Origin of the sequence: Mycobacterium sp. E787 (genome assembly GCF_001668725.1) — a bacterium.
Classification (GTDB): Bacteria; Actinomycetota; Actinomycetes; order Mycobacteriales; family Mycobacteriaceae; genus Mycobacterium.
Window position 1 is genome coordinate 25,388 of sequence record NZ_LZKL01000108.1, and the last position, 24,201, is coordinate 49,588.

A 24,201-nucleotide genomic window follows, 5' to 3' on the forward strand; every position below is an offset into this window, starting at 1 on the left:
GCCTTCCTTTGCGTTGAGCCACTCGGGGATTGGTTACTCGGGCGCGTCGATCGGCACGACGTTGATAAGCTTCTTGTTGACGAACTCTGCAATGCCGATGCCGGAGAGTTCGTGCCCGTAGCCCGACAGCTTGACGCCGCCGAACGGCAGGTCCGGCTTGGTCCAGGTGGGGTGGTTGACGAACACCATGCCGGTCTCGATGCGCTTGGCCACCTCGACGCCACGCTGCGGGTCCTGGGTGAACACCGAACCGCCGAGCCCGAAGTGCGAGTCGTTGGCCAGCCGTACGGCGTCGTCCTCGCTCGTAGCGCGGAAGAACAGCGCCACCGGCCCGAAGAACTCCTGGTAGTACGCGGGGTTGTCCGGGGTCAGGTCGGTCAGGATCGTCGGCTGCACGAACGCACCCGTGGTGGGCACCGGCTCGCCGAGCGGGATGGCCGTCGCGCCGGCCTCGACCGCGGCCTTGATCTTGTCGTTCAGCTCGTCGGCCGCACCCTGGCTCGACATCGGCGGCAGGGTCGTCGCCTCGTCGAACGGGTCGCCGGCCTTGAGCTCGGCGAGTGCGGCGGAGAACCGCTCCAAAAACTCGTCGGCGATCTCCTCGGCGACGATGATCCGCTTGGAGGCCACGCAGCACTGCCCGCCGTTGTTCATCCGGCCCCACACCGCCCACGGGACGGTCTTGTCCAGGTCGGCGTCGTCCAGCACGATCAGCGCGTCCGAGCCGCCCAGCTCCATGGTCGACTTCTTCAGGTTCTTGCCGGCCCGGGCCGCGACGACGCTGCCGGCGCCCTCGCTGCCGGTCAGCGACACTCCGCGCACCCGCGGGTCGTCGATCAGCATGTTGATCTGTTCCTTGGTCGCGAACAGGTTGGTGTAGGCGCCCTCAGGGAAACCCGCCTCCAGCAGCAACCGCTCGAAGGCCGCCGCGGCCTGGGGGACGTTGGAGGCGTGCTTGACCATGACGACGTTGCCGGCCATCAGGTTCGGGGCCGCCACGCGCGCCAGCTGGTAGAAGGGGAAGTTCCACGGCTGCACGCCCAGGATCACCCCGAGCGGTTGGCTGACGAGCATCGCGTTGTCGTTGACGCTGATCGTGTCGATGCGCTCCGGCGCCAGGAACTTCTCGGCGTTGTCGGCGTAGTAGGCGAAGATGTGCGCGCTCAGCGCCACCTCGCCCAGCGCCTCCTTGTACAGCTTGCCCATCTCCAGCGTCAGCAGGCGGGCGAACTCGTCGGGCCGCTCGGTGAGGACGGCGGCGGCGCGCCGGCACAACGCGGCGCGCTCGGTGTAGGACGTCTGGCTCCAGGACTCAAATGTCTTCTGCGCCTGGGCGAGCAGGTTCATCGCCTCCGCGTCGGTGAGCTCGTCGAAGGTGGCGACAACCTCGTTGTTGTACGGGTTGACGGTCCGGTATGCCATGGTTGTTCCTCCATTTTCAGGCGCCGGCTGATGGCCGGCGCTGTGGACGTAGTCGCCTAGCTCTGAAACCTCGCTTGAGGCAAGCGCTTCCGCGCAGCTCCTTGCCTGCGCGGTGCTGTAATCAGCATGCTGACCGCGCAGGAGCGTGTCGTTACGGCCACCGCCAAACGGGCATACCTGCCAGCAGGTATTTCGGCCGGTGGTTTGAATTCTGACGATTCGTCAGGATCGTGATGCGTGCCAACGAGATTCGCGCAGCGAACCTGACGGCGCCGAATTTGGTGCTGGCCGGTGGGCTGGTCTGGGGCTGGCAGGAAGCTCTCAACCGGCGCCGGCGGCGACACTCGGGAGGGGCGGTTCGCGCCCGGTAACGCCTCTGGCTGGGAATCGCAATTCGAGCACAAGGGAGATCAGCGTGATGAGGAACTTCAAAATCGCTTTGGCGGCGGCCTGGGTCGCCATGGTGGGGCTGGGCCTGGCGCCGCTGTTGGCAACGGACGCCTCGGAGAATTCGGCCGACTGTCCCCAGGGTTGGTACTGGGACAACTACCGGCAGAACTGCCTGCCGCCGGGCTTGCCCAAGGATCCGCCGAACGGATGCCTGACCGGCGACGGCACGCATTTCAACGGCACCATCTGTGTCAACTGATCCTTCGACGGCACTCTGGGCGGTGTTCCTGCGGGCTTGCGACTTTCATGGCATCGCTGCGGTGCGATCCGGACTCGCTACGCTCGCGTCATCGGGCCAGCCGCGGCATTAGCCGGTGCGCGTTCTCGGTCGTCACCGCCCGCCAGCCGGCTGTGCCGGTGGGTCCGGGCGTGTTCGTGAAGACGGCGGTGTGGAGCTCCGCGACCGGCGCCGGTGTCCACGGGTAATCGCTGCCGTACAGGAGGCGGTCGCTGTCGACCAGGCTCAGCAGCGCGGGGATCTGGCGGGGGAACGCAGTGCCGGCGGTGTCGTAGTGCAGGCGGCGCAGGATCGCGATCGCGTCGGTCGAGCCGTCGTCGACGTGTCCGGCCAGCTTCATGAACCCGTTGACCCGGTCGGCGATCACCGGTAGAGCGCCGCCGCAGTGCGGGACGATGACCTGAATGCGGTTGTGGCGCTCGAAGGTACCGGCAAAGAGCAGGTCGGTGACGGTTCGCGCGGTGTCGAAGATGAACTCGATCATTGGGCGCGGACGGCCGAGGGCGCTCTGTTGCCAGCACACCGGCGAAGTGGGATGGATCAGGACAACCGCGGCGCGACGGTCGAGTTCGACGAAGACCGGCTCCAGTCGTGCGTCACCGAGGTAGGTGCCGTCGAAGTTGCTCTCGACAATGACCCCGTCTGCGCCCAAAGAACCCAGAGCATATTCGATTTCGGCCAGCGCGCCGTCGACGTCGGGCAACGGAAGGGTGGCGAACAAACCGAAGCGCCGCGGATGTTCGCGCACAATGTCAGCGGCGAACTCGTTGAGCCGGCGCGCCAACACCCGCGCGGCGGCGTCGTCACCGAAGTGAACACCTGGAGAAGAGACGGACAGCACCGCGGTGTCAATGCCGGAACGGTCCATCAGTTCCAGGTGCGTTTCCACCGACCAGCTGGGCCAGGTCGGCATGCCGTCGGGCAGTCGATGTCCGGCGGCGCTGGCCAGGTCGGCGTACCAGTTCGTGACGAAATGAGCGTGGACGTCAACGAAACCGGGACGGCGGGAATCACTCATCATCTGTGCTCATTTGCGGTCGGTGCTCTTGGTCAGGACTGCCATGCCGCGCAGGAGCCACGGTGCCCGCCTGGCCACGACCTCGACGGCGCGGTCCGACGGGCGCATCGCGGTGCGTGGGCCGGGGGTAGGCATTGACGCCAGCGCGGCCTCAACCGTTCCCGCCCTGGCACCGCGCGGATCGACCGCCAGCAGTTGCCAGGTGCCGGGCACTCCTCGCAACTCGACGCTGCCGCGGTCGTCGAAGCCTATGCCCGAGCCGATGACAAGGTCACGGACGGTGCGGGAGACGAGGATTTCGCCGGCGCCGGCCTGCCCCAGGATCCGCGCGGCGACATGCACCGCAATCCCGGCTATGTCCCCGTCGAGCAGTTCGCACTCGCCCGTATGGATGCCGGAACGGATTCTTATGCCGAGTGCCTCGGCCTCGGCGCGCAACGCCTCGGCGCACCGGATCGCCTGCGTCGGGCCGTCGAAGGTGGCGAGGTGGCCGTCGCCGGTGCTCTTGACCACCGTGCCTTCGAACCCTTGGGTGAGTTCGCGCATCACTTCGTCGAAGCGCTGCAGGACCGCACGCCACTGGTCGTCGCCCGCCGCCGCCGCGTGCTGCGTCGAGGCGACGATATCGGTGAACAGCACGGCGCGCAGGGCACGACGTGACCGCGGCGGCGCTGCATGGGTGCCCGTGAGGAACTCCTCGATCGCCGTTGTGGTCCTTTCGGGCTCGGTGAACCAGGGCGCATGGTCCACGCCCTCGACCTCGAGCAATTGTGCCCCCGAGATGTGGTCGGCGAGGTATCGCCCGTACTGCACCGGCACCCCGAGGTCCCCTCGGGCGTGGACGATGAGCGTTGGGACGTTGAGGGTCGGCAGGATCGGTCGCACGTCGATGCCGAACGACGCCTCGACGGTCGCCCGTGCCATTCCGGGGCTCGCGCACATCCGCTCCATCATTCCGAGCTGGCGGATCGACCGAACCGACGGCACCAGACACTTGACCGCCCGACCGTCGCCCCAATCCGAGCGGACGGCGTCGCCGAAGTCCTGCCAGCGTTCGAGCTGCTGAATCGTCGGGGTGTATTCGTCACCGAGTTCGCGAACGATACGCGCCCGCACCTCCTCCGGGCTGCGATCCAGGTCGTCCCACTCGAGGCCGCCCAAGGTGGCGTACGTGCCGTGCAGGATCAACGCCCGCGTTCGCTCCGGTCGGCGTGCCGCCCAGACAATGGCCGCCGGGCCACCCTCGCTCAACGCGAGGAGGACGGCCTTCTCGAAGCCAACCGTGTCCATGACGGCCTCGATTTCGGCGGCTCGATCGTCCACCGATCGGACCTTCGGGACCGGGTCCGACAACCCGACCCCGGCCTTGTCGAACACCACGACGCGACAGAAGGTGCCGAGACGCTCGAAGAACGCCTTGTATTCGGGCAGCGTCCAGAACAGCTCGACGTGGCTGACGTACGGCGGGATGAGAACCAGCTCGATCGGCCCGTCGCCGAACACTTGATACGCAAGGCTCAAATCGCCGCAGGATGCGTATGACGTATCCGCCACCGGATGAGCGTACTGCGGCCGTGCCGTAGCCGTCACCGCCAATTCCATTACCGGAAAATCTTTGCCGAGGGCTGATCTGCTCGGCCGCCACGCAATACCGGGCGGGGCGGCGAGGAATTCCAAAAGCCGCGACGGGGGCTTTGCCGAACGTCGGAACGATACATACTGAAAAGATGTCGCCCGGCCGTCGGCGCCTTGTCCGCACGTCAATGGCTGCGCGCGCCAACCCGTCGGTTTGGCCGCGGGCACTTTCGGTGCCCGGGATTGTGGTCACCGCCGCGGCTGGATTCTTGATCATCGAAATCGCGCTGGTCGTTCTCCTCAGTCAAGTGGGACCGGAGGACCCGATCGGCGTGGTCTACGCGGTTCTGTTGGGCGTAATTGTGATCGGCAACTTCGGGGCCGCCGCGGCGGCCGCTGTTTCGGCGGGCGCGAATCGCCGCCGCGAGGCCGAATTGTTGTCCCAGTTGGCTCACATCGTCTCCCGCGCAGGCGATCTATCGTCCGCCGCCCGGGAAGCGGGCCGGCACCTTGCAGCCACCTTCGGCTTGCGGTTCAGGTCCGTGAGTTCGGCGGAGGCGGTCGGCGACGACCGCCCGGGGACGATCACCTTGCACCTGGACGGCGTGCCGTTCGGCGCATTCGAGGTGCCGCATGATCTGCCCCGCGCGACGCGCAGGCGCCTGCTCCGGGTGCTCCCCACCCTGGAGGCCTTACTCACCGCCGCCGGCGACCGGGCCAACGACAGTGCTGTCGGGGGCCGTCACAGCCTGGAACAGTTCTTCGAATTGACCTCCGACCTGATGGTCATTTCCGACCGGGGCAAACTCCTCGACGTCAATCCGGCCTTCGAACAGGCCCTGGGTTACACCGTGGACGAGTTGGCGCCAGCGCCGTTCGAATTGGTGCCGCCGGAAGACATGGATCGATTGAGCGACCAGATAAAAGACCTCTCCAATGGCCTTGGACCGGTTCGTTTCGAGAATCGGGCCACCACCCGCGACGGTTCCGTCCGATGGATCGAATGGAGCGTCACGCCACATCGGGGATTGTTTTACGCCGTCGGCCGGGATGTCACCGCGCAACGCGAAGAAGAAGAGCAGCTCCGCGAAACCCGAATCATGCTCGAAGCCAGCCGCGACACCCTGCGTGAGCTTGCCGAGCACCAGGCGGCGTTGCGGCGGGTGGCCACCCTCATTGCGCGGGGGGCGAATCCGGTGGAGGTTTTCGACGCCGCCTACCGCGAAATGGTGCAGTGCATGCACGTGGCGGACGCGCGGCTGTCCCGCTACGACGACGACCAGACGGCCACGATCCTCGTCGACCGGCACGAGGCGGGGACACAGAAGGTCTCGGACGGTGCCCGCCTGGCGGTGGCGGACGACGAACTCCTGTCGAAGGTGTTGAGCACGGGAGAGCCGACGAGCCAAGGGGGCGCCGTCCGTACCGCGTTCGGCGTTCCGGTCATCGTCGATGGCCGGGTCTGGGGAATGCTTTCGGCCACGTCCGCGGAGCGGGAGCCCCTGTCGTTCGATTCGGAGGCGCGCATCGCGGACTTCGCGGATCTGGTGGCCACCGCCATCGCCAACCACGCGACGCGCGAGCAACTGGATGCCAGCCAGGAACGCCTGCGTGCCAGCCGCGATCGCCTGCGTCAGCTGGCCCGCCATCAGACGGCGTTGCGGCGCGTGGCCGAACTCGTCGCCTCCGATGCGGAGCCCGCCGAGGTGTTCAACGCGGTGGCCGAGGAGATGGCCAACATTCTGGACGTCTACAACGCGACGGTCGGTCGCTACGAAGGCGATGACATCGTCGTTGCGGCGCTTGGGCGTCCGGAGATCGACCTGCCCAATCCGCCGGCGGTGGGCGAGCGGTTTCCCCTCGACGGCGACGACGTCGCCGCGATCGTGCGGCGCACGGGACGGCCCGCCCGGGTGGACAGCCACGAGCACGTGGTCGGCGCTTCGGCGGCACGCCTGCGGGAGATGGGCATCCAATCGATGGTCGGCGTCCCGATCATGGTCGGTGACCAACTGTGGGGCGTGGCCGCCGTGGGCTCACGGGACGATCCGCTGCCGGCCGACACCGAGGTGGGCATCGCCGACTTCGCCGATCTGGTCGCGACCGCGATCGTCAATGCGGCGGCGCGCGAACAGCTGGATTCCAGCCGCAGCAGCTTGCGCGAGCTCGCTCGGCGCCAATCGGCGTTGCGCCGGGTGGCGGAACTGGTCGCGCGTGAGGCGCAGCCGGCGGCGGTGTTCCACGCGGTAGCGGAGGAAATTGCCGGCATCCTCGACGTCCACAATGCGACGGTGGTCCGGTACGAAGGCGACGCGACGATCGTGGAGGCCGTCGCGCGCGCCGATTCCGAGATGCCGAACCTTCCGGTGGTGGGGGAACGGTTCGTGATGGAGGGGGACAACATCGCCCTAATGGTTCGGCGAGACGGTCGGCCGGCGCGAATCGATGACTACGAGAACGCTTCGGGCGCATGGGCCGCACGCATCCGTGAGGGTGGGCTTCAATCGGTCGTTGGTGTCCCCATCGTCGTCGGCTCAGATTTGTGGGGAGTGCTTGCGGTCGCGGCGCGGACGAGGCTGCCTCCTGAGACCGAAGCCCGGATAGCCGATTTCGCCGACCTCGTCGCCACCGCGATCGCCAACGCGGCCACCAGGGACCAGCTTCGGGCGAGCCGCGACAGTTTGCGCGACCTCGCACGACACCAGACGGCGCTGCGGCGGGTGGCCGAACTGGTGGCGCGCGAGGCGGAGCCCGGCCAGGTTTTTCGGGCGGTGGCCGAGGAAACCGCCGGCTGTCTGGACGTCTACAACACAACCGTCGGCCGGTTCGATGACGATGCCATCGTCATCGAGGCCCTTGGCCGCGCCGAGCCGGAACTGCCGAAACCGCCGGCGATCGGCGAGCGGTTCCCCCTGACCGGCGACCACATCGGGCCGATCATCCGGCGCACCGGTCGCCCCGCCCGAATGGACAGCCACGACCATGCGGCGGGCGCGACGGCCGCACGCATTCGCGATGCCGGGGTGGGGTGCATGGTCGGCGTGCCCATCACCGTCGGGGCACACGTGTGGGGCGTGCTTGCCGCGGCGTCGCGCAACGAGCCATTGCCGCCCGACACCGAGGAGCGCATGGCCGATTTCGCGGATCTGGTGGCCACGTCCATCGCGAACGCCGCCACCAGGGTTGAACTTCAAGCCAGCCGTGACAGCCTGCGCGACCTCGCCCGCCAGCAGACGGCGCTGCGCCTGGTGGCCGAACTCGTTGCCCGCGAGGCGGCGCCCGCCGAGGTCTTCAATGCGGTCGCCGAGCAGCTGGGGGAATGCCTGGACGTCTACAACACGACGGTCATTTGTTTCGACGGTGACGACGTCGTCGTGGAGGCAGTCGGGCGCGTGGAGGAGTTGGACGCCAGCGCGCCGACGGCCGGCCAGCGTTTCTCGCTGGGCGGTGACCACGTCGCGCCGATGGTGCTGCGCACCGGGAGGCCTGCCCGCATGGACACCCACGACGGTGCGGACGGCTCGACGGCCGCCTACATCCGCGAGCTCGGCATCCAATCCATGGTCGCGGTCCCCGTCGTCGTCGGTGGCCATGTCTGGGGTGCGGTCGGCGTGGCGTCGCGCACGGGACCCTTGCCGCCCGACACCGAGTCGCGCATGGCGGATTTCGCGGATCTGGTGGGCACCTCGATTGCCAACGCCGCCACCAGGTCTGCGTTGCAGGCCAGCCGCGACAGCCTGCGCGAGCTCGCCGACAACCTGAGCGTGCTGGCCAGGCAGCAGACGGCGCTGCGGCGGGTGGCGACGCTGGTCGCGCAGGGGGTCAGTCAGGCGGAGGTGTTCTCGGCGGTGGCCGAGGAGATGGCCGACTGCCTGGACGTGGGGAGCGCCGAGGTGCTCCGTTTCGAGGACGACGGCGCGGCGATCGTCGTCGTGGCCTCCCACGCGGCGCCCGGAGTGGCGCATTTGGAGGTGGGGGAGCGCCTGGGCACCGAGGGCGACAACGTCGCCGCGAGGGTGTTGCGTACGCGGCGCGCGGCGCGGATGGACAGCTGGGAGGGCACTGACGGCCCCATCGCCGAGCGCGTTCGGGAGTTGGGTGTCAGGTCGCGGATCGGGGCGCCAATCGTGGTGGACGAGCGGCTGTGGGGGTTGGCCGTGGTGGCCACCACCGAACACGATCCCTTGCCGCCTGACACCGAAGCTCGCATCGTCGAATTCGCCGAACTGGTGGCGACGGCGATCGCGGCCGCGACCACCCGCGAGGAGCTGTTCGCGTCGCGGGCCCGGATCGTGGCGGCCGCCGACGACGCCCGTCGCCGCCTGGAACGAGACATCCACGACGGAGCCCAGCAACGGATCGTCTCCCTGGGCCTGAAACTCCGTCTCGCGCAGGAGTCGGTGCCACCCGAGTCCGAGGCCCTGAAACACGAGCTTTCCGAGGCGGTTTCGGGTTTGACCGACGTATTCACCGAGCTGCAGGAGATTTCCCGGGGCATCCATCCGGCGGTGCTGTCGACCGGTGGCCTGCCCGCGGCGCTCAAGACGCTGGCCCGTCGCTCGTCGGTGCCCGTCGACCTCGATGTCGCGATCCACCACCGGTTGCCGGAGTCCGTCGAGGTCGCCGCGTACTACGTGGTCGCGGAGGCTTTGACCAACGCGGCCAAGCACGCTCAGGCGTCCGAGGTGAGGGTGCGTGCGCACGCCGACGACATGAACCTCACCCTGCTCATCTCGGACGACGGCGTCGGCGGGGCGGACTCGGGTAAGGGCTCCGGGCTGATCGGCCTCAAGGACCGCATCGAGGTGCTCGGCGGCTGGATGCGTGTGGCCAGCCCCCTGGGCGGGGGCACCGCCCTCGACATCACCATCCCGCACCGCACCAACCGAGCAGTGTAAAGCGCTGTGAGGCAAGGCTTCTGAACGGGCCGGGCGGAAACCTGTTCGTCTCAAGTCGCCGCAGCCATGTCCTCCAGCTGTTGAGGCGTGACGCTGGCGGTGGCCTGCCGTTCCGTGATCGTCAGTTGGCCGCGACGCGTGCTCAAGAACGTCAGGATCCACGAGACCAGTGTCGTGGTCCTGCTTTTGAAGTCCACCAGGTACACCAAGTGCAGGAACAGCCAGGCCAACCAGGCGACGAACCCGCCGAACTCGATCGGGCCGACCTTGGCCACCGCTGAGCACCGCGACACCGTGGCCATCGATCCTTTGTCGAAGTAGGTGAACGGCTTCCGTTCGGCACTGTCGGCGTCCTTGAGTTCCGTCTTGATCACTCTCGCCACGTACCTGGCGCCCTGGATCGCGCCCTGGGCCATGCCGGGCACGCCTTCCACGCAGGCCATATCGCCGATCACGAACACGTTCGAATGGCCCGGAATCGACAAATCCGGCAGCACCTTGACGCGGCCGGCACGGTCGATCTCAGCCGCGGACTGGTCGGCGATGTCTTGGCCCAACGGGCTGGCCGATACGCCCGCCGACCACACCTTGCATTGCGATTCGATGCGCCGGACGGTCCCGTCAGCATCCTTCACCGTCAAGCCATCGCGATCGACGTCGACGACGACCGTGCCCAGCTGAATGTCGACGCCCATTTTCTGCAGCCGGTCCTGTGCCTTCCTGCCGAGTTTGGGTCCCATCGGTCGGAGCACCGCATCCCCGGCGTCCAGCAGGATCACCCGCGCCGTGGCGGAGTCGATGTTGCGGAAGGAGCCTTTCAGCGTCTCGCGGGCCAGTTCGGCGATCTGGCCCGCCATCTCCACACCCGTCGGACCGCCACCCACGACGGTGAAGGTCAACAGCTTCTGCCGGTGCGCCGGATCGCTGGAGAGCTCCGCCTGCTCGAACGCCCCGAGGATGCGGCCGCGCAACTCCAGCGCGTCGTCGATGGTCTTCATGCCGGGCGCGAACTCGGCGAAATGGTCGTTGCCGAAATAGGATTGGCCCGCCCCCGCCGCGACGATCAATGTGTCGTAGTCGCACGTGTAGCGACGGCCGAGGACCTCGGAAATGACTTGGCGGCCTTCGAGATCGATGTGCACCACGTCGCCCAGCAACACCTTGGCGTTCTTCTGCCTGCGCAGGATCACCCGGGTGGCGGGGGCGATTTCGCCCTCCGAGATGATGCCGGTCGCCACTTGGTACAGCAGTGGCTGGAACAGGTGGTGCTGGGTGCGGGCGATCATCGTGACGTCGACGGCAGCGCGCTTGAGCGCCTTGACGGCGGTGAGCCCGCCGAACCCGGAGCCGATCACGACAACGCGATGCCGTCGTTCCACCGCCACATCACTTCCTTCGCTACTTTCTTCGGTCGCCATCTCGCGTTGCACTCGCTCGGCACGGCTTGCGCGCCACGCAACAAGCCGGTCGCTCGGACGGGGTTCGTGCGTGTGTCAATAATCGAGACTCCTGGTAAAAGACGCATCGCCGCTGGCACCCATACCCGCTTCCGGAAAACCCCCAGCGGGGACTACGGCTGGCGCGAACCCATCGGTGTGCGGCTGACGCGGGTATCCGCCGCGCGAATGGATCCTGCCGTGGCGGTTGACGTGAGCGCCGCTGGGTATAGGCACCTGCATGACCCCGCGTCCGGAGACACCGGATGCCATCCGGCCCGAGACCGCCGAGTCCTTCGACGCCGTGGTATCCGTGTGGGACGAGCCGCTGCGTTGTGCAAGCGCGTACGGGTGTGAGCGGCCGGCGAGCTGGCTAGCGTTGCGGCACCGGCCCTGCGGTGGTCATCAGCCGGTGTGCACCGTCCACTACCGCAAGTGGGTGCGGGCTTCTCTGCTCAGGATCGCCCGCTCGGGCCGAATGCGGTGCATCTATTGCGGGCAGAATTTCAAGACCGTCAAACAGTGCATGCGTTTCCGGCCCCTGTGAGCCGTTGATCCGGCGGCTGACTCACAGCGGCGGCACGGCCGCCGGCCGAACGCCGGCCGCGGCCCTGCGGGGCCGGCTGAGCACCCGCTGCGGCCACCAGAACCACGGGCCCAGCAGCCGGGCGAGCGGCATCACCAGGCACAGCCGCATGACGAACATGTCGAAAACCAGTCCGATCGCGATCGTCGACCCCGCCTGCCCGATGTTCTTCACGTCGCTGGAAAGCAGCGCCAGCATCGTCCCGGCGAGGACCAGGGCCGCAGTGACCGCCACACTCAGCGAGCCCGCTATCGCGCGGATCATGCCCGTCTGAATGCCGGCGTCCAGCTCTTCCCGATACCGCGAGAGCAGCAGCAGGTTGTAGTCGCAACCCACCCCCACCAGCACGATGAACGCGATGGGGACGTTCAGCCAATGCAGCTGTGTGCCGAGCAGCGTCTCCCAGATCAGCGACGCCAATCCCAATGACCCGGCGAAGGAAAGCACGACGACGACCAGGACCAGGATGGAGCCGACGAGTGCCCGGGTGATGACCAAGACGATGACGAACACCAGCCCGAAGGTCGCCAGCATCATGAGGATGAGGTCGTTGTGCGAGAAGTCCTCCACGTCGCGGTAGGTCGGCGAGGCGCCCGCCATGTCCAACTTCGCATTCGAGAGCGCCGTCTGCTTGATGGCTTCATGGGCGGCGGCTGATGCGTTCCTCGACTGCTGGATTCCGGCCGGGCTCATTGCCTCGCCCTCATGGAAAACCAGGAAGCGGGCGCCCTTGCCGTCCGGCGTCATGAAGAAATCGAGACCGACCTTGAAGTTCTCCGTCTGAAGCGACTCGGGCGGCAGGAAGAAAAAGTCGTCGTTCTTGGCGTTGTCGAATGCCTGTGCCATGTCGATCATCGGATGAATCATGACTTCCATCTGCGGGATCATCGCGTGCAGCGTGCTTTGCGTGCTCAGCGTCAGCGACTGCATCGCCCGCATTTCCTTGACCATCGTTCCCATGTGTTCGGCCATGGCCTGCATCTCGGGCACCATCTGCGGAGTGACCGAGTCGATGATGGCGAGCCCCTTCACCAAATCGCCGAGCTGTTCGCTCACCTGGTCGACGTTGTCAACCGTTTCGCTGAGCGACCGAAGGGTCCAACAGATCGGAATGTCATAGCAGTGCCTCTCCCAATAGAGGTAGCTGCGCATGGGACGGAAGAAGTCGTCGACGTTGGCGAGGTTGTCGCGCACCTCGTCGGTAATGGCGCGCATTCGCTCGGTGGCCTCGCGCGACATGTGGGTGCCGGCGGTCAACTGCTCGGTGAGGTCCGCCAGCCTGCGGGTGAGCTGCTCCAGAGTGTTCGTTTCCTCGATGAGCTTGCCCATGTGGTCTGCCGTCGTGTCGATGTCGGCGACCCGATCCTTGAAGAAGGCGAGGTTCTCGCCGATCTTCGTTCCCACCGACCCCATGGAGTAGGGAAGTGAAGCGTGTTCCAGGGGCCGGCCGTTCGGCCGGGTGATGCCCTGCACCATGGAGATGCCGGGAACCCGCAGGATGGTCTTGGCGATCCGGTCCAGGGAGATCAGGTCGGTCGTGTTGCGCATGTCGTGGTCCGAGTGCACGTAGAGGGTGTCGACGGACAGCTGGCTCGGCGGGAAATGCCGGTCAGAGGCCGCGTACCCCCGGACCGACTCGACCGTGTCGGGCGCGAAGTCCCGGTCGTTGTAGCTGACCTTGTACGTGGCCAGATTCATGAGGCACAGCGGAACGACGAGCAGGGCGACGAAGATGAACGCGGCCGGCCACCGGGTGATCGCGGTCCCGAGCCGGCGCCACATCGGGCTCGTCGAGCTGATCCGCTGCAACCACTTGATGCGGCCCCCCAGCGCGAGCATCGCGGGACCCAGGGTGAGTGCGGCGACGACCGCCACGACCATCCCCACGAAGCAGGGCGGCCCAAGGGTGCGGAAATAGTTGAGTTTCGTCAGGCTGAGGCACAGAGTCGATCCGGAGATCGCCATGCCCGATCCGAGGATGACGTGCGAGGTGTTGGCGACCGATTCGTAGTAGGCGGACTCCTTGTCGTGGCCCGCCCGGCGCGCCTCGTTGTAGCGGCCGATGAAAAAGATGCCGTAGTCGGTGGCCACGCCCAAAACCAAGGCGACGAGCATGTTCATCGCGAACGACGAGATCCCCAGGACGTGCAGCCCGACGAGGAACGAGACGACGCCCCGGGCCGTCGCCAGGATCAGGAGCACACCCACCAGCGGTATGAGGGCTCGTGCCACCGAGCGGTAGGCGAGCAGCAGCATGATGATGATGACGATCACCGACACGATCGTGAGCGTGAACATGCTGGCGTCGGCGGCGTCGAGCGTGTCGGTGTTGAGCGCGGCCGGTCCCGTCACATAGGTGTTGAGGCCCTGCGGTTTCGGAACCTTGGCCACGATGTCCCGGATGGCGTCGATCGACCGGCTCGAGGTGGCGTCACCGGTGTCACCCGTCGGGCGGACCGTGAGGGTGGCGGCCTCGGCGTCGGCGCTCTGCTGTCCCGACTTCGTGACCGGCTTGCCCCAGAGGTCCAGCAGTGACTGCACGTGCTGTTTGTCGTTGCGCAGGCGGCGCACCACCTCGTCATAGAACTGGCGGTCCTGGTCGCCGAGCTTGCGGCCCTGGGTCTCGAAAAGAATGACGACCGCGCTGGTGTAGTCGGATTCCTTGAACGCGCTGCCCTGCACGAGCGCGGCCTGCGACGACGGCGAATCGCGGGGGACCAGAGCCTTGGCGTTGGCCTTGGTGTTCTCCTCGATGGAGGGCACGAACACGTTCACCACGACGCCCAGCAGCACCCAGAACACCACGATCGGCACCGCGAACTGCCGGCACAGTCTGGCGAGGAGGGGTCGCTTGACCGGTTTGTCGGCCGGGACCGGTTCTTCGGTCTCGATGGGCCCGGTGGGTGCCTCGTCGTTCATGCCGCGGTCACCGTGCATGCGACGGCGGCGTTTTGGTGGGACACCACGTGCTCGTCACGGACCTTGCCGTCGACGAGGATGCGGCATCCGGCCGAGTCCCCGTCCACCTGCATGACGAGGCTCAGCGTCGCCGAGGGCGACATCGTCGTCTCGGAAACCGACCAGGGCAGTGCGGCGAGCCTGACCTCGACCGGCTGGCTGTCGAGGTTCGCGTAGACCACCTTGCCACCCTCACCGAGCGTGCCGAACGCCTCGTAGGTGACGTTTTTGGGGTTGATCTGCACGACCGTGGCCGGGATCGCGCTGGTGGCGGGCGGATGGCTGATGTTCTCGTTGTTGCCCCGAATGGAATGGACGCCATACGCGACGACCAAGAGCACGACACCAATCACGGTGGGCCGCCAGAGCTTGTCGAGGATGCTTCCGGCACCACGTGTCTTCATTCTCGCGTTCACGTCGATACCCTCCGGACGATCGGCGCAGTAATCGAGGCAAGCGAATGTGAAATTGTGTGCATAAGTAAACCGCTAAAAAGCAGTGAACGCCATAGAGATTGGTGGCTGAATTTCACGCCGTTGACCGGATGTGTTTAGGCGAGACGCCGAGTCATCGCGAATCCGGGGCCACGCGGCCTCATCCGGCAATGATGGGCGCCGGCGCCTGCGTCAGGCCCTTGTGGGTGGCGTAGCGATCTGCCGTGCTGCAACCACCACCCGATGGCGACGAATCGTCAACGCGAACGGCTCCGCAAGCGACGAAACTGACTGTCGGGCAACCCAGACTGACGATTCCTCAGCCGCGTCCCGGATACCTGCTAGCAGGGTATAGCGATTGCCGTCAGCGGCAACGACAGGCTCTCGCGCCGGCGGCATGCTTGGTGGCGAATGCGGTGCGCCCGAGCGTGCGCTGCCAAAAGCCTTGTCGTCAAACCCTTTCAGGGAAGGAGCATCACGGGTGTCCATCGAGTTTGTTCTAGGAGTGACCAATGACTGACCAACTGATCGGCTCGCACAACGCTCATAGTGGCCTGCACAGCGAGCAGGGCGCCCTGCCGGGTGAGCACTCGGGCCGCTCGGCCAACCCGGTGATCAAGGTCCACGACGTCATCTGGCTGGAATTCGAGAAGCCGGACCTGAAGACGGCCGAGGCGTTCGCGCTGGCATTCGGGTACAGCGTCGTGCTGCGCACCGAGGACGAGCTGCACCTGCGGGGCAGCGACGCGGGCGCGCCGTGCGTGTTGATCCGCCAAGGTTCGCGTTCGCGGTTCATCGGCCCGGCCTTCGTCGCCGCCGACCACTCCGATTTGCTGCGGTTGGCCGATGCCACCGGCACCACGGTGCGCGCGCTTCCGGAGAACCTGGGCGGGGTGACCGTCGACCTGGTCGACCCCAGCGGGATCCCGCTGCGGGTGGTGTCGGGCGTGCACGAGCTACCCGAGCTGCCGTCGCAGAGACCGCACGTGTTCAACTTCGGTCCCAGCCACCAGACCGTGCGGGCGAACGTGACGCAGCGCCCGCCGCGGGTACCCGCCCGTGTGCAGCGGCTCGGGCACATCGTGCTGCAGACGCCGAAGTACATCGAGGCGCTGAACTGGTACCTGGACCACCTCGGGCTGATCGTCAGCGACTTCTGCTACTACCCCGGCCAGCGCGAGCGCGGACCGGTCATGAGCTTCATCCGCTGCGACCGCGGCTCCGTGCCGGCCGACCACCACACGCTGGCGATGGCGCTGGGCCCGACCCGGCGCTACGTGCACTCGGCGTACCAGGTCGCCGACCTCGACGCGCTGGCCGCCGGCGGCGAATACCTGCGGGAGCAAGGGTATTTCCGCTCCTGGGGCATCGGCCGCCACATCCAGGGCAGCCAGCTCTTCGACTACTGGCGCGACCCGGAGGGTGGTTTCCTGGTCGAGCATTACGCCGACGGCGACATGTTCGACAACACCCTGGAGCCGGGCTGGGCGCCGTTGACGGCCTCGGGCCTGTACCAGTGGGGGCCGCCGCCGAGCAAGGACTTCCTGGGCGTCGGCAGCGCGGGCGAAACCGCACGCGAGGTCGCTCTGATGCTCGACGCGCTGCGCCACGACAACGAGTTCGACCTGTCCGCGCTGCGCGGCCTGTTCAACGTCGCCAATTCCTGAAACCCACCACCCAATCGAAAAGTGAGGATCCTCAAATGACCGTCTCGATCCTGCGCACCGCCGACGCGTGGTGGGTGCAGACCCCCAACGGCGCGGCGCGCATCCGCACCGACGCGGCAACCACGGCCCAGCTGCTGGGCGACCGCCGCGCCATCGACGAGGCCGCCGGTTCCACCGACACCGTGCCGGTGGCCAACCTCGCGCTGGTCTCGCCGGTCACCACGCCCTGCCGGCTGGTGGCCCAGGCCACCAACTACGCCTCGCACGTCCGCGACGTCGGTCGCGACCCGGCCAAGACGCCGCTGACCTTCTTCCGCAAGGCCTCCGGTTCGGTCACAGGGCCGTTCGGCGACATCGTCAAGCCCGCCCACGTGAAGCTGCTCGACTACGAGCTGGAGATCGGTCTGCTGATCGGCCGCGAGATCCCGGTGGGCACCGAGGTGACCGAGGCCAACCTGGCCGAGTTCGTCCACGGGCTGGTCGTGACCAACGACGTGTCGGCGCGCGACGTGCAGCTGACCAAACAGCAGTTCTTCGAGTCGAAGTCGTACCCGACGTTCACCCCGGTCGGGCCGGCGCTGGTGCTGGTCGACGCCGACGAGCTCAAGCGCTTCGGCGACCTGCGGCTGCAGTTGCGGGTCAACGGTGAGCTGCGCCAGAACATGGTGGTGGAGGGCGACATGCTCTACTCGCCCGTCCAGGCGCTGCAGACGCTGGCCAGGTTCCAGAAGGTGGAAGCCGGCGACCTGATCCTCACCGGCACCCCGGTCGGCACCGCGCTCACCGCGCGGGGCGTCGAGAACCCGCACCAGATGGATCTGATGACGTTCCTCGCCGACCAGGCGAAGAACCCCAACTACCTGCACCACGGGGACGTCGTGGAGGCCACGGTGGCCACCGACGACGGCGCCCTCGACCTCGGCACGCAACGCAACAAGGTGGTTTACGCATGAACGCACACTCGAACGGCGCTGCGGCGTCCCTGCCGGACTTCGTGCCGGTGATCATCGTCGGCGCCGGCCCGACCGGCATCACCGCGGCCACGCTGCTGGGTCAGTACGGCATCCCGACTCTCGTGCTCGACCGGCACGAAACCGTCTACCCGCTGCCGCGGGCGGTGCACGCCGACGACGAGATCTACCGGATCCTGGCGCGCCTCGGCGTGGGCGACGAGTTCGCCGCCCACCGTCGGCCCGCACACGGTCTTCGCCTGCTGGACAAGGAGTTTGGGGTGCTGGCGGAGCTCAAGCGCAGCACCGAGCCCAGCGCCAACGGCTACCCGCAGATGAACATGTTCGACCAGCCGGAGCTGGAAGCGATGATGCGCACCAACCTCAAGCGCTACCCGCACGTCATGCTGCACGGTGACGTCGAGGTCACCAGCGTCACCCAGAACAAGCACGGCAAGGTGCGGGTCAGCTTCCTGGACCGGGTGCGTGGCGGCCAGCACTCCGTCGACGCCAGCTACGTGCTGGGCTGCGACGGCGCCAACAGCATCGTCCGGGCGTCGATCGGCTCGCACATGTACGGGCTGCCGTTCCAGCAGGAGTGGATCGTGATCGACGTCGACACCGATGCCGATCTCGACCAGTGGGAGGGCTGCCACCAGCTGTGCAGCCTGGAGCGGGCCGGCACCTACATGCGGGTCGGCGAAACCCGGTACCGCTGGGAGTTCCGGCTTCTCGACGGGGAGAGCGCGGCGGACTACCAAACCATCGAGCAGATCGAGCCGTTGATCAAGCCGTGGCTGGGCGACACGCCCGCGGAGCAGTTGCGCCTCGTCCGCGTCACCGCCTACACCTTCCGCGCACAGGTCGCCAGCAGCTGGCGCGACCGCAACGTGTTCGTGCTCGGCGACGCCGCCCACCTCACGCCGCCGTTCGTCGGCCAGGGCATGGCGGCCGGTCTGCGCGACGCGCTGAACCTGACCTGGAAAGTGGCTGGGGTGCTGAGCAATTCGCTGCCCGAAAGCGTGCTGGACACCTACGAGCAGGAGCGCAAGGCCCACGCGGCCGCCATGATCATGATGGCCGTGTCGGTCGGCGCGGCGATGACGGGCGGCGGCACGCTCGGCGACCTCGTCCGCAAGGTGGTGTTCCCGCGACTGCAGAACCTGCGCCTGCCGGGCACCCGCACCAGCGCCGCCGACGGCGTCGCGCCCGGCCTGCACCGGTCGGAGATGGTCGTCAAGTCCCGCGTGCCCGGGGGATTGGCCGGAACGCTGTGCCCCAACCCGGTGCTGCGCGACGGCCAGCGCCTCGACCAGATCGTCGGCAACCGCTTCGCGCTCGTCACGTCGGCGTGGTTGAGCCCCGCGCAACTGAAGGAGCTCGACGTACGAGGGGCCGTCGTGGTCCCCGTCTCGCGTGAGAGCCAACTCGGCCGCTGGCTGCGGGCAGGCCGGGCGTCGGCCGCCATCGTGCGGCCCGACGGCGCGGTCATGCAGGCCGGCAAGGACATTCGGGCGCTGTGCGACGCTGTGCCGTCGTTCTCCGTTGGCGCTGCCGCGGAAGCCGAAAGCGAGCGCCGATGACCGAGCTGGTGGTGCTCAACGATGGCAAGCAGGAGATGCAGGCGGTGTCGCTGGACGGCACCCGGGTTCGGACCCTGATCACCGGACTCGACGAGAGGCCCGACGGAATCGTCGTCGATCGGGCCCGCGGTCACATCTACTGGACGAACATGGGCGCCCCCGATCCGGGGGGCGACCCACGTTCGGAGGTTGCCTACGCCCGCAACGGATCGCTGGAGCGCGCGGATCTCGACGGCACCAACCGCGTCACGATCGTGCCGCGCGGCGCCTTCACCACGGGCAAGCAGCTCGCCGCCGATTGGCAAGCGGGCATGCTGTATTGGTGCGACCGTGAGGGCATGCAGGTCCTGACCTGCAACCTCGACGGGAGCGGCCTGCGGCCGCTGGTGGTGACCGGGGTAGGCGACGAGGACGCGCAAACGATCGCCAACCACTGCGTCGGCATCGCCGTCGACCTCGACCGGCGCCTGCTGTACTGGACGCAAAAGGGTGCGCCAAAGGCGGGTGAGGGCAGGATCTTTCGTGCCGGCCTCGACCTGCCCGCCAGCGCCGACCCTCGGCACCGCGACGACGTCGAGCTGCTGTGGAAGGATCTGCCCGAGCCGATCGACCTGCACCTGTTCGGCGCTGCCACGCTGGTGTGGACCGACCGCGGCGCCGAACCAGGCGGCAACACCCTCAATCGCGCGGCGGTGCAGCCGACGATCGGTGCGCCCGAAATCCTTTCGCGCGGGTACCACGAGGCGATCGGTGTTGCGGCCCTGTCCGACTCGGAGTTCTACGTCGGTGATCTCGGGGGCAGCATCCGGTACATCAATCTCGACAGCGGCGTCGACAAGGAACTCGTGCACCTGGGTTTCGGCCTCACGGGCCTGGCGATCGCCGACCTCTGAACCGGTAGCGGTGTCGTGTGTCGGAGGTGGTAAAGATGAGCGCCTGGGTGGACCTGTGGCACAACGTCACTCCGGGGCAGGGCACGCTGTTGGGCGGCGCGTTCGTCGTCCTGGCGGGCATCATCGCGTTCGGCACGGGTTCACTGGACCGGAGGTCTCAGCACAAGCGCTTCCACTACGAGGAGATGAAAACGCTGTACGCCGAGGCTCTACGGATCGGCCGGGACCTGGAGATCCTCAAGGCGCTCCCGCCCGAAGCGCGCCGAGAGGTGTTGGCCGAGAAAGCCGAAGCGATCGACAGGGTGATCAGCGAGCTCGCGCTGACCGGCAACTACAAGACCGCCGACCTTGCGATCGCATACGCCTACCAGCAGTCGGTTCAGTTGGGCGAGTGGGTGAGGCAGATCGAGGCTGACGAGGGACTGACGGGCCGGCTCGACATGTGGTTGGACAACATGCCCGAGGATCAACGCGAGGCCTTGAAGGCGTACGAGAACATCAAGATCAACCGACGGGACGTCGTCCAGGCTGCGCGCAAGGAACTGGGTTTGTACGTGCCGGTGCTGTCACGCTATCGGCGGGCGCTGCGCGATTCCATCACGGCGCAGCAGTTTCCGCTGAATTGACTCCGGGTGCCGCAACCCGTCACGCCGCCTCCAGAGTGACCGGAAGCGATTGGTGCCGGCGGATGATGTTGTTGAGGGCCCAGGTGGGTCGGCCAGTGACGTGGATGCGCTGGACGCGGTCGATCAACGCACGCAGCATGGCGGCCGTCTCCAGGCGGGCCAGCGCTTGGCCGGCACACGCGTGTGCGCCGTTGCCGAAGCCGAGGTGTCGCCCGGCATCGCGGCGAATGTCGAAGGTGTCCGGGTCCTTCCACTCGCGTTCGTCGCGGTTGGCCGAGGCGTACATGACGAGGACGCGCGATCCCGCCGGAATGAGCACACCGGCGATCTCGGTGTCGCGCCGGACCAGCCGGGCAAAGGCGCGCAGCGGCGATTCGTAACGCACGATCTCGTTGACCGCGTTGGGAATCAGCCCAGGGTTGTCCCTGAGGAGTTGCCACTGCTCGGGGTGACTGGCGAAGAGGTACACCGCGTTTGAGATGGCGCTGATGGTGGTGTCGAGCGAAGGCGCGATGTAGTCGATCATCAGCGCCGTGCACTGCTCGCGGCTCACGGTTCCCGCGTCGACCGAGGCGAGCAGCTCGTCGACGATGCTGCCCTCGAGGACGGTGCGGCTGCGGACGACGCGGCGAGCGAATCGCAACATCTGCAGGCTGCGCGGGAAGGACATGACGGCTTGCCGATTGAGCGGGCCGAGCATGTCGAATGTGGCGCCGCCCCAGTCGATCAGTGGCCCCCGTTCGTCGCGGGGCCAACCGACCAGATCGGGCACCACGGCCAGCGGCAATGCGGACGCGAGGTCCGCGACCGCGTCCACCGTCCGGCGGCCGAGAGCGGTGTCGACGATGGCGGCCGCCTGATCATCGATTGTGCCGGCGAGGTCGCGCAACGCGCGCGGAAGTAGCCGGTGCGCAACCAGTTTGCGCCGTCTGTCGTGCTCCGCGCCGTCGCTGTTGAGCGTGGTGCCTCGCGACAACCGATTGCTGATCGGATTGAGCGCCACGCCGTTGCCCGAGATGAACGTCGCGTCATCCCGCAGCGCGGCCTTGCACTCGGCGTAGCGGGGCAGCGCGTAGGCGCCGTGCCGGCGCAGCCAAACCACCGATCCGAGCCGGCGCAGCCGGCCGTAGTGCGGGTACGGGTCGAGCACCGCGGTCCGCGTGTACAGGTTCGCCCGGTAGACCGCGACGTCTTGCGGGACCCTCCGCATCACGTGGCCCTCGTGGCACGCCCGCCGCGTGCGTGCGGTCCGCGTGAGGGGGCCGGCGCGTCGAGGCGGGCCGGCGGCAGGTCGCGCGGCCACCGACCGCGGGCGGTGCAACAGCACACGGTCGAGGAGGCCAGGTTCGTCATGCCGCCCACCAGCGTCCTTTCTGATTAGTGACGATATCGTCACATACGAGCATATCGTCAGTCAACCGCTTGGCTCGAGCTGTTCCCGCGGATTGCCGGCGATTGCGCCGGGGTCCGGACGTGGTGATGTACAGCTACCCGGGGGCGACTGCGGCGGCCAGCAGGGACGACATGTCGGCCGTCGCGGGCGATGCTGAAGTGGCAACTGCCGGGGCGGCCAGGTTGGACCTTCGCCCGGCAACCCGCCGAAATGGCGGCCAAAGCGTTTGTGGGACAGTCTCTTCGGACGCAGCGGCCGGTGTGGACGGAAACGACCGAGAAGGGCAGGTATTCGCCGATGTTGACCGTACTGCTGGCGCTGCTGCTGTTGATCACCCTTGCGTGGGCCCTGCATGACAGTCGCACTGTCGTCGAGCGGCACAAGGGAGTGCCGCGGCGATGACCGGCGCGCCCAGCCCGCTCGTGGCCCGCTTCATCCGCCGGTACAACTCCGCCTACGCCGTCGGCGTTGCCCAGGCGCCCGCACGTGTGACGGCCTCATCCATGGGCACCGCTAGCGGCGTGGAATCACCGAAATAGCCTGGGCCCGAGCCGGTCTGAGCCGTTTGGCGCGGACCTGCTGTCGCGCTATCCGATGTACCTCTGACGCGGAAGCATGCTGGGCCGCATCAACGACCGCAGGGTCGTGCCGTCGGCCGCCATCGACCTGCCCCGGGCGGCGCCCCCTGCCGCCAAGGTCGCCGGGGCGCCCGCCAGGCTGACCGGCGGGGCCATATCCCCGAGGTCGGTTTCGCTGACGAGGTTGACCGGCAACGCTTTCGGCGAACCGGAAGCCGTGGACGTAAGTGTGCCCCAACTCTGCGGCACGGAGAGCGCACCGAGGCCGGCCGCCCGACCCATCCCGGCGGACACCGAGCCGGCCAGCTCGGCGGGGCCGAACGCGGAGCCCACCGATCCGAGGGTGCTCGCCACCCTGCCCAGCCCGGCGCTCACGTCGGTCAATGCCGCCACCGTTGAGTCGGCGGCGCTCGTGCCGGAACTGGAAGCCAAGGAGGCCGCCGACAAGATGATCGAAGGGATCGTCGCGAACGCGCTGATGCCGGAGTTGATGTGATCCGGCGAGAGCGCATTGTTGATGTCGTCGGCGATCAGCTGGACGATCGTGTCGATCGACGGCAGCGTCAAGCTTCCGGTGGAATTGGTGGCCGCGGCGCTTTGCGTGCCCACACCGGCCGGGTTGGTGTTCTGTTGCGGCGCGGTGAACGGCGTGAGCGTCGCCGCGGCGGCCGACGACCCGGCATATGCGTACATGGCTGCGGCGTCCTGAGCCCACATCTCGGCATACTCGGCCTCCGTCGCCATGATGGCCGCGCTGTTGGCGCCCAGAAAGTTGGTCGCAACCAGCGTCGCCAACTGCGCGCGGTTGGCCGCGATGAGCGGCGGTGGGACCACGGCAGCGAACGCCGCCTCGAACGCCGCCGCGGCGGCGTGAGCCTGGTTGGCCGATTGCTCCGCCTGCGATGCGGCCGTGCTCAGCCACGTCACGTACGTCGCGGCGGCGGCGGCCATCGAGGCCGATGCCGGACCCTGCCAGCCGTCGGAGGTCAGTCCGGACACCACCGCGGCGTACGAGGAGGCCGCCGAGTACAGGTCCGCGGCCAGCTTTTCCCAAGCGGTCGCGGCGGCCAACATCGACCCTGGGCCAGGGCCGGAATACATCCTGCCGCTGTTGATTTCCGGTGGGAGCGCTCCGAAGTCCATTTTCCGAGCGGCTTTCAGTGGGCGCCGGCCGCGTTGGCGGCCTCGGTTGCCGCATAAGAACCGGCGGAGGCATGCAAGGTGGCCACGAACAGTTGATGCATGGCGGCGGCCTGCGCACCGACCTCCTGGTACATCGCGCCGTGCGCGGTGAACGCTGCCGCGGTCAGTGCCGACACTTCGTCGGCGGCGGCCGGAACGATTCCCGTGGTGGGCTCCGCCACAGCCGAATTCGAAGCGGTCATCGCCGACCCGATTGCCGCCAGCTGTCCTGCGGCATCCGTCAGCGCTTCGGGTCGTGTGGTGACGAACGACATTTGCTTCTCCCGGTGCCGATTGGTGACGCTGCCCCGTCG

17 protein-coding genes are annotated in these 24,201 nt (G+C 67.5%); 8 read left to right on the top strand and 9 right to left on the bottom strand.

The window, feature by feature from the left end:
- Positions 1-33: 33 nt before the first annotated feature.
- Positions 34-1,422, bottom strand: a complete 1,389-nt coding sequence (locus A5705_RS21330) for an NAD-dependent succinate-semialdehyde dehydrogenase (RefSeq protein WP_068279832.1) — start codon at positions 1,420-1,422, stop codon at positions 34-36.
- A 418-nt stretch (positions 1,423-1,840) separates the two neighbouring features.
- Here A5705_RS21330 and A5705_RS21335 point away from each other — a divergent pair, with 418 nt between their 5' ends.
- Complete coding sequence (locus A5705_RS21335) at positions 1,841-2,071, top strand: hypothetical protein (protein WP_067877058.1); 231 nt, start codon at positions 1,841-1,843, stop codon at positions 2,069-2,071.
- Between the two features lie 88 nt (positions 2,072-2,159).
- Here the strand turns inward: A5705_RS21335 and A5705_RS21340 are convergent, their stop codons facing one another.
- Together A5705_RS21340 and A5705_RS21345 are read right to left on the bottom strand one after the other, a co-directional pair.
- Positions 2,160-3,128 (bottom strand): amidohydrolase family protein, encoded by a 969-nt coding sequence (locus tag A5705_RS21340; protein ID WP_068279900.1) that lies wholly within the window; start codon positions 3,126-3,128, stop codon positions 2,160-2,162.
- A gap of 9 nt (positions 3,129-3,137) precedes the next feature.
- On the bottom strand, positions 3,138-4,682 hold the full coding sequence (locus A5705_RS21345; protein WP_068279901.1) for an adenylate/guanylate cyclase domain-containing protein: 1,545 nt from the start codon (positions 4,680-4,682) through the stop codon (positions 3,138-3,140).
- A gap of 254 nt (positions 4,683-4,936) precedes the next feature.
- On the opposite strand from A5705_RS21345, the gene A5705_RS27475 reads away from it, so the two are divergent.
- Complete coding sequence (locus tag A5705_RS27475) at positions 4,937-9,601, top strand: GAF domain-containing protein (protein WP_197521314.1); 4,665 nt, start codon at positions 4,937-4,939, stop codon at positions 9,599-9,601.
- 50 nt (positions 9,602-9,651) lie between these two features.
- On the opposite strand, the gene A5705_RS21355 is transcribed toward A5705_RS27475, so the two are convergent.
- From A5705_RS21355 to A5705_RS21365, 3 genes are all read right to left on the bottom strand, one after another.
- Entirely contained in the window at positions 9,652-11,019 is a 1,368-nt protein-coding gene (locus tag A5705_RS21355; RefSeq protein WP_068279907.1) for an NAD(P)/FAD-dependent oxidoreductase, read from the bottom strand.
- A gap of 586 nt (positions 11,020-11,605) precedes the next feature.
- Positions 11,606-14,560, bottom strand: coding sequence for an RND family transporter (locus tag A5705_RS21360; RefSeq protein ID WP_068279835.1), 2,955 nt, complete (start codon positions 14,558-14,560; stop codon positions 11,606-11,608).
- The gene (locus A5705_RS21365; RefSeq protein ID WP_082956611.1) at positions 14,539-14,985 is read right to left on the bottom strand and encodes an MmpS family transport accessory protein; all 447 of its coding nucleotides are present in this window, start codon (positions 14,983-14,985) and stop codon (positions 14,539-14,541) included. Before A5705_RS21365 ends, A5705_RS21360 begins: the two co-directional genes overlap by 22 nt.
- A 542-nt stretch (positions 14,986-15,527) precedes the next feature.
- Between A5705_RS21365 and A5705_RS21370 the strand changes: the two genes are divergently transcribed.
- The 5 genes from A5705_RS21370 to A5705_RS21390 are packed head-to-tail and all read left to right on the top strand — an operon-like array spanning position 15,528 to position 20,734.
- Complete coding sequence (locus A5705_RS21370; RefSeq protein ID WP_067877049.1) at positions 15,528-16,682, top strand: VOC family protein; 1,155 nt, start codon at positions 15,528-15,530, stop codon at positions 16,680-16,682.
- Between the two features lie 35 nt (positions 16,683-16,717).
- A complete protein-coding gene (locus tag A5705_RS21375; RefSeq protein WP_067877046.1) occupies positions 16,718-17,635 on the top strand; it encodes a fumarylacetoacetate hydrolase family protein in 918 nt (305 codons plus the stop codon).
- Positions 17,632-19,215: a bifunctional 3-(3-hydroxy-phenyl)propionate/3-hydroxycinnamic acid hydroxylase gene (locus A5705_RS21380; protein WP_067877045.1), complete on the top strand. Its 1,584-nt coding sequence runs from the start codon at positions 17,632-17,634 to the stop codon at positions 19,213-19,215. The genes A5705_RS21375 and A5705_RS21380 overlap by 4 nt, the downstream gene beginning before the upstream one ends.
- The gene (locus tag A5705_RS21385) at positions 19,212-20,108 is read left to right on the top strand and encodes a hypothetical protein (RefSeq protein WP_068279840.1); all 897 of its coding nucleotides are present in this window, start codon (positions 19,212-19,214) and stop codon (positions 20,106-20,108) included. Before A5705_RS21380 ends, A5705_RS21385 begins: the two co-directional genes overlap by 4 nt.
- A gap of 47 nt (positions 20,109-20,155) precedes the next feature.
- Entirely contained in the window at positions 20,156-20,734 is a 579-nt protein-coding gene (locus tag A5705_RS21390) for a hypothetical protein (protein WP_156763182.1), read from the top strand.
- 19 nt (positions 20,735-20,753) lie between these two features.
- On the opposite strand, the gene A5705_RS21395 is transcribed toward A5705_RS21390, so the two are convergent.
- A complete protein-coding gene (locus A5705_RS21395; protein ID WP_067877036.1) occupies positions 20,754-21,944 on the bottom strand; it encodes a cytochrome P450 in 1,191 nt (396 codons plus the stop codon).
- Between the two features lie 441 nt (positions 21,945-22,385).
- Here A5705_RS21395 and A5705_RS28250 point away from each other — a divergent pair, with 441 nt between their 5' ends.
- Positions 22,386-22,529 carry a hypothetical protein gene (locus A5705_RS28250; RefSeq protein WP_197521315.1) on the top strand — a complete coding sequence of 48 codons (144 nt, stop codon included), beginning with the start codon at positions 22,386-22,388 and terminating at the stop codon, positions 22,527-22,529.
- Positions 22,530-22,714: 185 nt separating this feature from the next.
- Here A5705_RS28250 and A5705_RS21405 read toward each other — a convergent pair whose 3' ends face one another.
- Both A5705_RS21405 and A5705_RS21410 read right to left on the bottom strand, forming a co-directional pair.
- Entirely contained in the window at positions 22,715-23,779 is a 1,065-nt protein-coding gene (locus A5705_RS21405) for a PPE family protein (protein ID WP_231982536.1), read from the bottom strand.
- An 83-nt stretch (positions 23,780-23,862) separates the two neighbouring features.
- Positions 23,863-24,162 carry a PE family protein gene (locus tag A5705_RS21410; protein WP_067877032.1) on the bottom strand — a complete coding sequence of 100 codons (300 nt, stop codon included), beginning with the start codon at positions 24,160-24,162 and terminating at the stop codon, positions 23,863-23,865.
- Positions 24,163-24,201 lie beyond the last annotated feature (39 nt).

Excerpts from the sequence above, each read along its gene's own strand:
- A5705_RS21370 (WP_067877049.1), top strand. The coding sequence starts at position 15,528 with ATGACTGACCAACTGATCGGCTCGCACAACGCTCATAGTGGCCTGCAC.
- A5705_RS21410 (WP_067877032.1), bottom strand. The coding sequence starts at position 24,162 with ATGTCGTTCGTCACCACACGACCCGAAGCGCTGACGGATGCCGCAGGA.
- A5705_RS21395 (WP_067877036.1), bottom strand. The coding sequence starts at position 21,944 with ATGCGGAGGGTCCCGCAAGACGTCGCGGTCTACCGGGCGAACCTGTAC.
- A5705_RS21335 (WP_067877058.1), top strand. The coding sequence starts at position 1,841 with ATGAGGAACTTCAAAATCGCTTTGGCGGCGGCCTGGGTCGCCATGGTG.
- A5705_RS21380 (WP_067877045.1), top strand. The coding sequence starts at position 17,632 with ATGAACGCACACTCGAACGGCGCTGCGGCGTCCCTGCCGGACTTCGTG.
- A5705_RS21375 (WP_067877046.1), top strand. The coding sequence starts at position 16,718 with ATGACCGTCTCGATCCTGCGCACCGCCGACGCGTGGTGGGTGCAGACC.
- A5705_RS21340 (WP_068279900.1), bottom strand. The coding sequence starts at position 3,128 with ATGAGTGATTCCCGCCGTCCCGGTTTCGTTGACGTCCACGCTCATTTC.
- A5705_RS21355 (WP_068279907.1), bottom strand. The coding sequence starts at position 11,019 with ATGGCGACCGAAGAAAGTAGCGAAGGAAGTGATGTGGCGGTGGAACGA.
- A5705_RS21360 (WP_068279835.1), bottom strand. The coding sequence starts at position 14,560 with ATGCACGGTGACCGCGGCATGAACGACGAGGCACCCACCGGGCCCATC.
- A5705_RS21365 (WP_082956611.1), bottom strand. The coding sequence starts at position 14,985 with ATGAAGACACGTGGTGCCGGAAGCATCCTCGACAAGCTCTGGCGGCCC.
- A5705_RS21385 (WP_068279840.1), top strand. The coding sequence starts at position 19,212 with ATGACCGAGCTGGTGGTGCTCAACGATGGCAAGCAGGAGATGCAGGCG.
- A5705_RS21330 (WP_068279832.1), bottom strand. The coding sequence starts at position 1,422 with ATGGCATACCGGACCGTCAACCCGTACAACAACGAGGTTGTCGCCACC.
- A5705_RS21405 (WP_231982536.1), bottom strand. The coding sequence starts at position 23,779 with ATGTTGGCCGCCGCGACCGCTTGGGAAAAGCTGGCCGCGGACCTGTAC.